Raw genomic sequence first — 13,187 nt, 5'->3', positions numbered from 1 at the left:
CAATGAAAAATATTAATCTAATATTTCTAATCACTGTTACTGTTTCAATTTGTACGCAAACTTTTGCCCAAAACAAATATTTTAAAAATTGGCCAAATGGTACTTCTCCATTAGAAATAGGAAATAAATTAAGTAAACATTACCTGGAAACACCACACACTAATTTTGGTTTTTCGACCCCACCAAGCTCGATTACCTATTCCGAAGTTTGTGCCTGGTATGGTGCACTAAAGTTTGCATCTTTTACCCGTAATAAATTACTGTCAGATTTGCTGGAGCAGCGTTTTCGGCCTTTGTTGTATGAGAAAAAAAATCTTCAGCCCAGGCCAGATCATGTTGATCCGAATATTTTTGGAACCCTTCCTTTAGAACTTTACATGCAATTTAAAAACCCTGTTTATTTGGATATGGGAAAATGGTTTGCAGATCAGCAGTGGACAATGCCTTCAAAAGCAAAGCAAGCTTATAAAGTGCTTTTGGATAAAGGTTTAACTTGGCAAACCCGGATGTGGATTGATGATATGTATATGGTTACCAACATTCAGGCGCAGGCTTATCGCGCAACAGGCGATCGGAAATATATTGATCGTGCAGCGCATCAGATGACCGTTTACCTCGATTCTATACAGCGCCCTAACGGATTGTTTTACCATGCACCGGATGTACCATTTTTTTGGGGAAGAGGAAACGGCTGGATGGCGGCAGGAATGACCGAATTGCTTAGTGCTTTGCCCAAAGATAATGCCGACCGGCCGAAGATATTAAAGGCTTACCAAAACATGATGGCAAGTTTAAAACGGTATCAAACCAAAGAAGGAATGTGGTTACAGTTGGTTGATGATCAGGCTAGCTGGCCCGAAACTTCCGGAAGCGCCATGTTTACCTTTGCCTTTATTACCGGAGTAAAAAACGGCTGGCTGAATGAAGAAGAATTTGGTCCATTGGCACGCAAAGCCTGGATTGCGTTAACTAAGTACATCAATACTGATGGGGATGTGAGAGAAGTTTGTCAGGGTACAAATAAGGAAAACAGCAGGCAATATTATTTAGATAGGCAGAGAATTACCGGAGATATGCATGGCCAGGCCCCGGTTTTATGGTGTAGTTTTGCTTTGTTAATCAAATAATTTAACAGAAGAGATTGCGATAAAAACTTTATTATGAGTGCAAATATAGAAATAAGTGTTTTATGAAAATTAATAGAAGACAGGTGATAAAAGGCAGCATAGCCTTGCTCTCAACATCCCTCTTTAGAGCAGCACCTACTTACGCTATAAATTATACTGCAGAAGAACAAGAATCGGCATATTTAGTTATAAATGCAGGCGTAGGAGGTAACAATACCGCCGATCTTTTAAACAGGGTAGAAGAAGATTGTTTACGTCTACATCCTAAACTGACTATTTTGATGGTGGGCACCAATGATATGAATAGCGTTAAACATATTCCTATTGATGAATATGAACGTAATTTGGATACCCTGGTAAAAAACATAAAATCAAAGGGGTGTAAAGTATTGTTAATGACAATACTGCCCGTTTACGAAGTGCATTTGCTTACCCGCCACCCAGCTCAGTTTTACCAACCCGAAGGTGTAGCAGGTCGAAGAATGCAGATAAACAATGTAATCAGAAAAATTGCTGAACAACAAAAGACACACTTTCTCGATCTTGGGCATCAGTTTTCAGCGATAGGCAAAATCGGAACGGATAAAGATTCGTTGATTCAAAATATAGCCAACAGCAATAAAACAGATGGCATACACCCTACAGCCAATGGTTACCGGTTTATTGCAGTCACTGTTTACGATTATATAATTGACCATCGGTTGCCAAAAACAAATATTGTTTGTTTTGGAGATAGCATTACCAAAGGCGATGGAACAATAGATAAAGATAGTTACCCTGCTTATTTAATTAAACTTTTAACTGCACCATAATATGGAAGTCTCAATTAAGAAAACCTCGATGTGTGTAATAATGCTCCTCCTAACACGGTTAACGGTACTTGGCCAGTTGTATAAGGCAGATATTATTGTTTACGGCGGAACATCAGCCGGTATAATGGCAGCCGTACAAGCCACAAAAATGGGTAAAAGCGTTATTGTAGTTTCACCCGACAGGCATTTAGGTGGTTTATCATCTTCAGGATTGGGCTTTACCGATACGGGAGACAAGTCCGTAATTGGTGGCCTCGCCAGAAAATTTTATCAAAAGGTTTATCAGCATTACCAGCAAGCTAGTGCCTGGAAATGGCAGAAAAAAGAGCAGTACGGTAACAAAGGACAAGGTACACCTGCTATTGATGGAACGGACCGAACCATGTGGATTTTTGAACCTCATGTTGCAGAACAGGTTATGGAAGATTTTGTCAAAGAGAATAAATTAAAAATTTACCGTGATGAATGGTTGGAGCGAAAACAGGGCGTAAAGATGAAAGATGGGAAGATTATCAGTATCAAAACCTTATCTGGCAAAATTTTTAGTGCAAAAATGTATATCGATGCTACTTATGAAGGCGATTTAATGGCTGCTGCTAAAGTAAGCTACCATGTGGGCAGAGAAGCAAACCATACCTATAACGAACAGTGGAATGGGGTACAGGCCTTGGTTTTTCAGCATGCGCATTATTTTAAAAATAATATCGATCCGTATAAAATTCCAGGAGATAAAAAAAGCGGCCTGTTGACAGGTATTTCTACTGATCAACCTGGACCGAACGGAACGGCAGACCATAAACTTCAGGCCTATTGCTATAGGATGTGCCTGACCAATAAAGCCGAAAACAAAATAGCGTTTCCAAAACCAGACCGCTACAATGCCATGGATTACGAATTGTTGTTAAGGGTGTTTAATGCCGGTTGGGATGAACTTTTTAATAAATATGATCCTATTCCGAACCATAAAACAGATACTAATAACCATGGACCGTTTAGTACCGATTTTATCGGAATGAATTATGCCTATCCTGAAGCAGATTACACAAAACGGAAAGAAATTATCAAAGCTCACGAAAATTATCAAAAAGGATTAATGTACTTTATGGCCAACGATCCGAGGATGCCAGAAAAAATTCAGCAGCAGGTTAAAAAATGGGGTTTGGCGAAAGATGAATTTAAGGATAACGGAAACTGGCCATATCAGCTTTATGTACGGGAGGCGAGGAGAATGATAGGAGATTTCGTAATGACCGAGCATGAAGTTCTTGGCAAAAAAGAAGTGCCAAATCCGATAGGGATGGGGTCTTATGCTTTAGATTCTCATAATGTGCAACGTTATGTTACGCCTGAAGGTTATGTGCAAAATGAAGGTGATGTCGGGGTTAAAGCACCAAGACCTTACAGTATCTCCTATCAGGCCATCGTGCCTAAGAAAACCGAATGCAAAAATTTATTGGTTCCCGTTTGTTTGTCATCATCTCATATTGCGTACGGATCTGTACGCATGGAGCCTGTATTTATGATCCTGGGGGAATCAGCTGCCACTGCTGCATCTTTGGCTATCGATCATAAAATCAACATTCAGGATGTAAACTATAATGAATTAAAAAACTTGTTGTTAAATCAAAAGCAGTGTTTAACTTTAGCAAACTAAAACGATTTATTAACCTTAAAATGTAAGAACCAAAAATTTTTATTAAACAAACAAACTTTAAAATGAAAAAATATCTGTCGCTTGCCGCCTTAATGCTGGTTTTTACAATAAAACTCTTTAGTGCCCCTATAGAGCTCCTATCTCCAGATAAGCGGATCAAAATATCGGTAGCCATTAAAGAAAAAATTGGCTACACGGTTACATTTAATGGTGATCCTTTATTAGCCGATTCCTATTTGCAGTTAAATCTGGCTCAGGCAAAGCTTGGTGAGCATGCAAAATTGATCAAAAAAACATTTTCATCCATAAACACCAGTTCAAATCCTGTTGTGCCGCTTAAAAATGCCACAGTGATTAACCATTATAACTTGTTAAGGTTAGATTTTAAAGGCGATTTTAGTGTAGAATTTCGAGCTTATAACGATGGGATAGCTTACCGGTTTATTACCAATAAAAAAGATTCGATCATTGTAAACAGCGAGGATGTGCATCTTAATTTTAACGATCCGGTTAAAGCAGCTTATTTAGAAACAGGTGGTTTTAAAACTTCATATGAGATTTTATACCGCCAAAACGAGTTGGAAAAAGTGAATAAAGAGAAGATGAGTGTATTACCAATCTTGTTTAACACAGGAAAATATAAAGCACTTTTATCAGAAGCAGATCTATACGATTATCCTTGTTTGTTTATAAAAGCAACAGATGATAAAACTGTTGATGCTATTTTTCCAAAGGTACCATTGGCTTTTGGAGAAGATGGAGACAGAAGTCAGAAAATTTTAAAAGAAGCCGGTTATATTGCTAAAACAGCTGGCAAAAGATCATTTCCATGGCGTTTTTTAGTTATTACCGATAAGGATACACAATTGGCTGCTAACGAAATGGTTTATAAGTTAAGTACACCTAACCAGTTACAAGATACCAAATGGATAAAACCTGGCCAGGTAACCTGGGAGTGGTGGCATAATGCCTATGTATATGGCGTGGATTTTAAATCTGGCTATAACCAGGATACTTATAAATATTATATCGATTTCGCTTCAAAGTTTGGCATTCCTTACATCATTATGGACGAAGGATGGGCAAAAACAACACTTAACCCTTTTGAACCTAATCCAACGATTAACCTGCAAGAGCTAATTGCTTATGGCAAACAGAAAAATGTAAAAATTGTACTTTGGTTTACCTGGCTGGCAGTCGAAAATAACTTTAACATTTTCGAAACCCTGGAAAAATGGGGAATTGCAGGGGTGAAAATCGATTTCATGGATAGAAGCGATCAATGGATGGTAAATTACTATACCCGTGTAGCTAAAGAGGCGGCTAAACACCATATATTGGTCGATTTTCATGGTGCATTTAAACCAGCTGGTTTGGAAGTAGCATATCCCAATGTGCTCTCTTATGAAGGCGTTATAGGTATGGAACAAAATATTGGAGGCGGTTTGGCCACGCCAAACAACAACTTATTCCTTCCATTTTTGCGTAATGCAGTGGGGCCGATGGATTACACGCCTGGGGCCATGCGTTCGGCACATAAAGAGGATTATAAACCTAGTTGGGTAAATACCATGAGCATTGGTACCAGGGCGCATCAGCTGGCTATGTATATTGTTTTTGAAAGTGGTTTTCAAATGCTGGCCGATAATCCTTTTAACTATTTAAGAGAGCCCGAAACCACTTCGTTTATAACCAGCGTTCCCGTAACCTGGGATGAAACCAAAATCCTGGATGCAAGCGTTGGCGAATATATCGTTACAGCTAAACGTAAAGGCGACAAATGGTTTATTGGTGCTATGGGCAACGATCAAAAACACGACTTGAAAGTTGAAACCGGTTTTTTGAAACCAAATGCAAATTACCAGATCACCCTGATCAAAGATGGCATCAATGCCGATTTTCAGGCAATGGATTTTAAACGCATCGTAAAACCAATTAAAGCAGGAGAAACGATCGGTATCAATATGGTAAAAGATGGTGGTTTTGTTGCTGTAATAGAGCAGGTTAAATAACAAAATTAATGTTTTTGTTGAAGGAGCTTATCAGTTAAATAAGCTCCTTTTTTATTGAGATGAAGTAGCAACTATACCAAAGGATAGCACTATCCTCTGGTATAGTAATAGCTTTTTGATACTTCGTATCTATAATTTTGCCAGACATAAAAAAGGCAAAAAAATGAAAATATTACATCTTATATCAAGCCCAAGGGGTGAAGCATCTTTCAGTATTAAATTGGGAAATGCCATCGTAGAAAAATTACAGGGTGCAAACCCCGGAAGCACTTTAACTACACATGATCTTACCAATACCCCATTTCCACATTTGGAAGAGGTACACATCAATTCTTTTTTTACACCGCAAGAAAATCACACGGCAGAATTTTCGGAAGCAATAAAACATTCAAATGAGGCCATTGCCGAACTAAAAGATGCTGATGTGATTGTAATCGGTGCGCCGTTGTATAATTTCGGTATTCCTTCTACTTTAAAAGCATGGATCGATCATATTGCACGTGCCGGTCAAACCTTTAGCTACTCAGAAAAAGGCCCCGAAGGTTTGGTAAAAAACAAAAAAGTATATCTGGCGATTTCTTCCGGAGGTGTGTATTCAGAAGGACCGATGAAACCTTATGATTTTACAGAATCTTATCTAAGATCGGTTCTTGGTTTTATGGGTATGACTGATATTACCGCATATCGCGCAGAAGGCCTAAGCATCCCAGATTTAAAGGATGTGGCTTTGGATAAAGCAATCGAAAGTATAGCCATTTAAGTGGTTTATTAGTTCATTGGTCATTAGTTCTTTGGCAAATTGGTTGATTGTTCAAATCGACTAAGGGCTGGGGGCTAATGACTTTGGACTAAAAAATTATGCTACTAAATATTTCTCAACCCTACTTGCAAAATCATTCAGATCGAATGGTTTGTTGATGAAATCTTCAGCATCACATTTGGCCTTAACTGTGTTCAAGTGGTTATTAGCCGACATCATCATGACCGGAATATCATGTGTTTTAATATTTCGCTTTAGGGTATTGCAGATGTCCAACCCGTTTCCATCTGGTAACATAATGTCAAGAATTACCATATCTGGCCGGTGTTTACTCATTTGAAACCAAAAATCGTTGGTGTTAGGGCAGGTCTTTACCTCGTAAAGTTCTTCGATTAACAAAAATTCGATGATTTCTCTGATACTCGGATTGTCTTCCACTACATAGATGCACTTTTTCATAAGCTCTATTTTTATTATATAGATAACTAGTCTAGCTATCAGATGTTTAAGATAGTTATGCACAATACTGGAGTTATTAACCTTTTAGTACGCCGTGTCATGCGTTTCTATAATTTTTGTGCTGACTAAAAAAAATATAAAAATAAATTTTGATACTAATTTTTTTAGTATAGATTTGCTTTTGAAGAGACAGGATACATCATAAAGATAATCCGATGTATTTAATTGATGATTTTAAACAAAAAGCTTCTAGCTTGGTTTGTTTGCTGATATATTTATTTTTTCTATGACCGTTACCGTTTTAGCCATATTCGAAACAGATTTTAGACCAGATCTTTCATTAGGTAAAATTATGAATGAAAGACTGAGGATTGCTGCTGCAGATCTGCAGGATATTCATTTACAACATTTACAAGCCATTGGGCAACGTAGTGATGATTTAGTGGTATATATAAGTTATAATCCAAAATATAAAATAAGATGGCGTGTTGTTAACGATGTGCCAGAGGATGTAGAAAACTTTGTAGCCCAAACCTGTGGTAATTTAGGTTATATCCACTGGAAAACAGCTTCTATTAATGTTTTTAAAGGGAGTGAATAAAAAAAAGACTTCTATCGTGTATTTTATCGCGGTCGTCGTGTAAGTGGGAATCTTAATTAGATAAATTTACTGTTATGATGAATAGAAGTATAGATGTTAAAAATAAGTAGATGGTATGAAAGATGCTGAACTAAATCCGATAGCTATCGGATCAGCATGACGAATCGCCTTGTTATACCCTGATAATCTAATAAAAAAACGAGTTACTATTGGCAACTCGTTTTTTTATTAGAAGGTAGGGGACGTTAAACTAAAAATCCTCCGCCTAATAAATCATTTCCTTCGTAAAATACCGCCGATTGTCCTGGTGCAATTGCTGAAACATTATGATCGAACACCACACGCATTTTATCTTTTTCCTCAACAATTGTACTTAGCATACCCGCATCTTTGTAACGGATTTTAGTAATCACATCATTCATTGGTTCTTCAATGCTTGCATATTTTATCAGGTTAATATTGCGTACCATGGCTTCACGGCGTTCAAGCTCATCAGCTTTACCCAAAACTACAGTATTGCTTTCTGGGAGGATCTGCGTTACAAACATAGGCTCGCCAAAGGCAACGCCTAAACCTTTACGTTGACCAATGGTGTAAAAAGGATAACCTTTATGTTGCCCAACAACCATCCCATTACTTAAAATGAAATTTCCGCCGGCTACTCTGTCTTCTAAATCTTCTACTTTATGTTTTAGGAAAGCCCTGTAATCGTTATCCGGAACAAAACAGATTTCGTAACTCTCCGATTTTTTTGCCAGTTCTTCCTGTCCCATATCCAAAGCCATCTGTCTGATTTCAGATTTTGCGAAACTGCCCAAAGGGAATTTGGTACGCGAAAGGTTTTCTTGCGAAACGCCCCACAGCACATAAGATTGATCTTTATTTTCGTCTTTTCCTTTTGAAATTACATAACGGCCGCTGTCTTGCTGGCGGATATTGGCATAATGCCCTGTTGCGATAAATTCGCAATCGAGTTTATTGGCACGTTTTAACAGTGCTTCCCATTTAATATGCGTATTGCACAAAACACATGGATTTGGAGTTCTTCCGGCAAGGTATTCATCAACAAAATTATCGATCACATAATCACCAAATTCATCCCTGATATCAAGGATATAATGGGGAAAACCATAGTTTACGGCAAGTGTACGGGCATCATTGATACTATCTAATGAGCAACAGCCAGTTTCCTTACTGCTTCCACCAGAAGTAGCATAATCCCAGGTCTTCATGGTTAAGCCAATAACCTCATAACCCTGCTCATGCAACATTACAGCCGCTACCGAACTATCAACCCCGCCACTCATGGCAACCAGAATTCTACCGTGTTTACTCATCTTAAAAATATTGGATGCAAAAATAAGGTTTATTTAGCTGAAATTATTTAAAGCAAGTCAGTTACTTGTAAAAAGCGGTTGTTAAATTGCTTCTGCTTATCACTTAGGTGGGCTAAAGTGACTCAGGTGGTCATTAATATTTTATTCTGAAAATGGCTGGTCCGGTATTAGTGGCTGTCAGCAGTCCTGCTATCCCTTCAAGTCCTGCCCGATGAATCGGATACCTCACCTCCGGGCTTTCCGCTCTATCAGGTTTACATCATAAAGTCTGTGGCCAGTGGCAACTACAAAAGCACGCATAATCTCGCAGGTTTTTAAAACCCGCAAGGTTCGAATTACAATAAATTGTATCTTCAAGCTTATAAAATGTATTTTTTGTTTTACTTAAACGTTTTAGTGTTCTGATTTATGCATATTTGAAGATAAATTAATACCTTAGAATTTTCAACGAAACAAGCTAAATTTTAAAAAGATATGATTAAAAAAATTATCCTGCCTTGTCTTTTGCTATCAGCCCTGCTTACATCGGCGCAGCAGAATCTTGTGCAGTATGTTAAGCCCATTATTGGTACATCTAAAATGGGGCATACCTATCCTGGCGCAACAGTCCCATTTGGTTCGGTACAGTTAAGTCCCGAAACGGATACTTTATCGTACGAAGTAAATGGAAAATACAATGGCGATGTTTATAAATACTGTGCGGGTTATAAATATGAGGATAAAACCATTACCGGCTTTAGTCATACCCATTTTAGCGGCACTGGTCACTCCGATTTGGGTGATTTTCTCATTATGCCTACACAAGGTAAATTACAATTGAATCCTGGTACTGCATCAGATCCGAAAAGTGGTTACCGTTCGGCATTTTCGCATACCAATGAAGTTGCAGAGGCAGGTTATTACAAAGTAAAATTAGATGATGATAACATTACCGCCGAATTAACCTCAACAACAAGGGTAGGGATGCACCAATATACTTTTCCTAAATCAGATCAATCGCACATTATTTTGGATCTGATGGCCGGTATTTACAATTATGAAGAAAAAACCGTGTGGACTTACGTTCGCGTAGTGAACGATACCCTGATTACCGGTTACCGCCAAACCAACGGATGGGCCAGAACCAGAACCGTTTACTTTGCCATGAGCTTTTCTAAACCTTTTAAAAGCTACGGACGTAAAAGTTACGATGCTAAACAGGCTTATAGAGGCTTTTGGGGCAAGTTTAACCAGGAACAGAACTTTCCTGAAATTGCTGGTAAAAAACTGAAAATGTTCTTCGATTTCGATACCCAGGAAGGAGAGAAGATTAAAATTAAATTTGCTTTATCGCCGGTTAGCCAGGAAAATGCTTTGCAAAATATGCGTGCAGAAATTTCGGGTTGGGACTTCGAAAAGGTGAAGGCTCAGGCGCAGGCTACCTGGAATAAAGAATTGAATAAAATACAGGTAACTACTTCTAACGATAATAAAATCAATTTTTACACCGCTTTATATCATGCTTTTATCAATCCAACAACCTATACCGATATTAATGGCGAGTATAAAGGTTTAGATCAAGGGGTACATAAAGCCGAAGGCTTTACCAATTACACCACATTCTCGCTTTGGGATACTTACAGGGCCTTACATCCATTCTTTAATATCATGCAGCCAGGCCGCAGTAATGATATGGTGAAATCGATGATGGCGCATTACGATCAGAGTAGTTTGCACATGTTGCCGATCTGGTCGCATTATGCCAATGATAACTGGTGCATGAGTGGTTACCACAGTGTTTCTGTAATCTCTGATGCGATTATAAAAGGTACCTACAATGGCGATGCGAACAAAGCATTGGATGCCTGCATTGCAACAGCTAAACACCGCGATTATGAAGGAATTGGCTATTATATGGATAAAGGTTATATCCCTGCAGAAAAATCAGGCATTTCAGTTTCCAATAACTTAGAGTATTCTTACGATGACTGGTCGATTGCGCAACTGGCTAAGAAATTAAACCGCATGGATGTTTACGACGAATTTATCAAACGTTCTAATAACTGGAAAAACAACTACGATAGTGCTTCTGGTTTTATGCGCCCTAAATTGGCGGATGGCTCTTTTAAAAAGCAATTCGATCCAAAAGATACCGAAGGACAAGGTTTTATTGAAGGAAACAGCTGGAACTACAGTTTCTTTGTTCCGCAGGATCCGGCTTCGCTGATTGAAATGATGGGCGGTAAAAAGAAATTTGCAACCCGTTTAGATACTTTGTTTACCATGCATTTACCTGACGAGTTTTTTGCGCATACAGAAGACATTACCCGCGAAGGTATTATTGGTGGATATGTACATGGTAACGAACCTGCACACCATATCGCTTACCTTTACAACTGGACCGATCAGCCATGGAAAACTCAGGCGCAGATCCGTCACATCTTAAACATGCAGTACAAACCTACTGCTGATGGTTTGGGTGGAAATGACGACTGCGGGCAGATGAGTGCCTGGTATATGTTCTCTTCGTTAGGTTTTTATCCGGTAGCACCAGGTTCTGATGTATATTCATTAGGCAGTCCACTGGTTAACAACGCAGTAATTAATTTGGAAAACGGTAAAACCTTTACTGTTGAGGCCATTAAACAAAGCGATAAAAATGTTTACGTAGAGAAAGTTTTATTGAACGGCAAAGAAATTACCGATCATAAAATCAAACATGCCGATATCACCAACGGTGGAAAGCTTACTTTTTACATGAGTGCAAAACCTAAGAAATAATTTTTCTCATCCCTGTACAAATTAAACCGTTGATTAATTTTAGTTAACGGTTTTTTATTTTAAATGAAAACTATGTTTAATACCTGTGGAATTTAAGGTCTTTTAACATCTATAATCTAACCAATTAACTATTTTTATTTATTTTAATAGTATGACAAAAATAACGCTCACATTCGCATTTCTTCTACTACTAGGCACTCCTACTTTTAGCCAGTTCTCAACCTCTCGTGTTCCAATCACAGAAGTTTTTTCTTCCAACGGAAAATTTTCGGTTAAATCTTATTCATACGATGATGAATTTCCAACAACCAGAGGCAGATCTATAGTATACAAGGCCGATAAAGTAATGTACGAAATCAACCGTTCATTTGATGTATATACTTTTGACCGGTATTTCTTAACCATTTCGAATGATGGCTCCACGATAGCTTATCTGGCAAACGCGACTAATCGTGATGATGGTTTTAAGAATGTTATTATCTACAAGGATGGAAAAAGGGAAGAAACTTATAGTACAAAGGAATTTTCAAGCTGTAATTCTGATGTAGAGAAATGTAATCTGTTTTACGATAATTCGCCTATGGTAATCGATTATCAAAAAAGTAAGCCAGAGCTTGTCGTATTTAAAGAAGGTACAAGCGATGAAGAGAAGTTTTTAAACGAGCAGTATGTGCTTAATTATAATGATGTTGTTTACTGTGTAGATACAAAGAAGATGGTAACGCTATACGATCTTAGAAAGCGTGAGATTATAAAAAAAGTTCCGTTCGGATCAGTTTATGGGAAGCTCAAAAACCTTAAACGCGAGATGCCAAAAACCGATTTTTTCGAATATGCCTATAAATACATTCCAGATTTTGTTATCAAGAAAACCAATAAAAAACTTGCAGTTGAGATAGAAAATAAGACTGGGTTAAAGTATGTGGGGATAAACACCAGCGACTTTTATAATTATAAAATACATCGGATCGTTTTAGCGGGCTACCTTACAAGAAGCGGTAATTTTGAAATCGACACATTAAGCTGTGCCAAAGAAATTGATGAAAATAAAATTAGGGCAATAATGACGGCCAATACTTTCGATGCCAGTTTTTTGTCTGAAAAAACAGAAAAACAATATTTCAAATTCTTTTTGGGCGGTTTCAGAAACCCTGTTGATTCTCTAGCTAAACAGGAACTTTTGGTAGAGAAAGAAGAGCAAAAGAAGGAACGTGCCAGGCGGTTAACATTAGATTCTATTAATCATGTTTATATCCCCGTTAATCTTAACGATTGCTTTCTACAGTTAAATAAAACTTTAAAACCAATTGACAGGGAGACGATTAAAAACTTTAAAGAAAGAAGCGACGTATTGAGCTTACATCATGGATTGGGTATGTGGATCAGAAATAATTGGGGACTATGGGGAGGTTCCAGGTTACAAAGTTACTTTGCGCAAAGGGGGTTTTCTGAACCAGATGGAATATCCAGTATCATTTTAGATGAATATTACGGCTGGCTTAACGGAAATCAGGAAGCAGGGACCAAATTTGAATTAAAGCATCCCTTAAAGAAATAATGATAAATAATGCAGTCGCGAAATATGACTAAAGTAAAATCAACAAACTCCCTGCAATATCAAATCTCCACAAATAAGTGTTTTCGTGTCGATTGGTTCTTTTAAAA

At 37.8% G+C, this 13,187-nt stretch carries 10 protein-coding genes; 8 read left to right on the top strand and 2 right to left on the bottom strand.

The window, feature by feature from the left end:
• Positions 1–2 precede the first annotated feature (2 nt).
• From LQ201_RS09285 to LQ201_RS09265, 5 genes are all read left to right on the top strand, one after another.
• Positions 3–1,127, top strand: a complete 1,125-nt coding sequence (locus LQ201_RS09285) for a glycoside hydrolase family 105 protein (RefSeq protein ID WP_230141614.1) — start codon at positions 3–5, stop codon at positions 1,125–1,127.
• Positions 1,128–1,189: 62 nt separating this feature from the next.
• Complete coding sequence (locus tag LQ201_RS09280) at positions 1,190–1,939, top strand: SGNH/GDSL hydrolase family protein (RefSeq protein ID WP_230141612.1); 750 nt, start codon at positions 1,190–1,192, stop codon at positions 1,937–1,939.
• Position 1,940: 1 nt separating this feature from the next.
• On the top strand, positions 1,941–3,593 hold the full coding sequence (locus LQ201_RS09275) for an FAD-dependent oxidoreductase (protein WP_230141609.1): 1,653 nt from the start codon (positions 1,941–1,943) through the stop codon (positions 3,591–3,593).
• A gap of 62 nt (positions 3,594–3,655) precedes the next feature.
• A complete protein-coding gene (locus tag LQ201_RS09270) occupies positions 3,656–5,605 on the top strand; it encodes a glycoside hydrolase family 97 protein (protein WP_230141600.1) in 1,950 nt (649 codons plus the stop codon).
• A 163-nt stretch (positions 5,606–5,768) separates the two neighbouring features.
• On the top strand, positions 5,769–6,365 hold the full coding sequence (locus tag LQ201_RS09265; RefSeq protein WP_230141597.1) for an FMN-dependent NADH-azoreductase: 597 nt from the start codon (positions 5,769–5,771) through the stop codon (positions 6,363–6,365).
• 96 nt (positions 6,366–6,461) lie between these two features.
• On the opposite strand, the gene LQ201_RS09260 is transcribed toward LQ201_RS09265, so the two are convergent.
• Positions 6,462–6,824 carry a response regulator transcription factor gene (locus tag LQ201_RS09260; protein ID WP_230141595.1) on the bottom strand — a complete coding sequence of 121 codons (363 nt, stop codon included), beginning with the start codon at positions 6,822–6,824 and terminating at the stop codon, positions 6,462–6,464.
• A 286-nt stretch (positions 6,825–7,110) separates the two neighbouring features.
• On the opposite strand from LQ201_RS09260, the gene LQ201_RS09255 reads away from it, so the two are divergent.
• Positions 7,111–7,425, top strand: coding sequence for a hypothetical protein (locus LQ201_RS09255; protein WP_230141584.1), 315 nt, complete (start codon positions 7,111–7,113; stop codon positions 7,423–7,425).
• Between the two features lie 245 nt (positions 7,426–7,670).
• Here LQ201_RS09255 and mnmA read toward each other — a convergent pair whose 3' ends face one another.
• Positions 7,671–8,762: a tRNA 2-thiouridine(34) synthase MnmA gene (mnmA, locus tag LQ201_RS09250; protein ID WP_230141582.1), complete on the bottom strand. Its 1,092-nt coding sequence runs from the start codon at positions 8,760–8,762 to the stop codon at positions 7,671–7,673.
• Positions 8,763–9,236: 474 nt separating this feature from the next.
• Between mnmA and LQ201_RS09245 the strand changes: the two genes are divergently transcribed.
• The gene (locus tag LQ201_RS09245) at positions 9,237–11,522 is read left to right on the top strand and encodes a GH92 family glycosyl hydrolase (protein WP_230141580.1); all 2,286 of its coding nucleotides are present in this window, start codon (positions 9,237–9,239) and stop codon (positions 11,520–11,522) included.
• A gap of 151 nt (positions 11,523–11,673) precedes the next feature.
• Positions 11,674–13,080 carry a DUF6794 domain-containing protein gene (locus tag LQ201_RS09240; protein WP_230141578.1) on the top strand — a complete coding sequence of 469 codons (1,407 nt, stop codon included), beginning with the start codon at positions 11,674–11,676 and terminating at the stop codon, positions 13,078–13,080.
• Positions 13,081–13,187: the final 107 nt, after the last annotated feature.

Origin of the sequence: Pedobacter sp. Bi126 (assembly GCF_918698245.1) — a bacterium.
Classification (GTDB): Bacteria; Bacteroidota; Bacteroidia; order Sphingobacteriales; family Sphingobacteriaceae; genus Pedobacter.
The sequence above is the reverse complement of the archived record's forward strand: the minus strand, read 5'-3'. Positions and strand labels throughout refer to the sequence as shown.

Coding starts and splice junctions, on each gene's coding strand:
- LQ201_RS09275 (WP_230141609.1), top strand. CDS start 1,941: ATGGAAGTCTCAATTAAGAAAACCTCGATGTGTGTAATAATGCTCCTC.
- LQ201_RS09260 (WP_230141595.1), bottom strand. CDS start 6,824: ATGAAAAAGTGCATCTATGTAGTGGAAGACAATCCGAGTATCAGAGAA.
- LQ201_RS09240 (WP_230141578.1), top strand. CDS start 11,674: ATGACAAAAATAACGCTCACATTCGCATTTCTTCTACTACTAGGCACT.
- LQ201_RS09265 (WP_230141597.1), top strand. CDS start 5,769: ATGAAAATATTACATCTTATATCAAGCCCAAGGGGTGAAGCATCTTTC.
- mnmA (WP_230141582.1), bottom strand. CDS start 8,762: ATGAGTAAACACGGTAGAATTCTGGTTGCCATGAGTGGCGGGGTTGAT.
- LQ201_RS09255 (WP_230141584.1), top strand. CDS start 7,111: ATGACCGTTACCGTTTTAGCCATATTCGAAACAGATTTTAGACCAGAT.
- LQ201_RS09285 (WP_230141614.1), top strand. CDS start 3: ATGAAAAATATTAATCTAATATTTCTAATCACTGTTACTGTTTCAATT.
- LQ201_RS09245 (WP_230141580.1), top strand. CDS start 9,237: ATGATTAAAAAAATTATCCTGCCTTGTCTTTTGCTATCAGCCCTGCTT.
- LQ201_RS09270 (WP_230141600.1), top strand. CDS start 3,656: ATGAAAAAATATCTGTCGCTTGCCGCCTTAATGCTGGTTTTTACAATA.
- LQ201_RS09280 (WP_230141612.1), top strand. CDS start 1,190: ATGAAAATTAATAGAAGACAGGTGATAAAAGGCAGCATAGCCTTGCTC.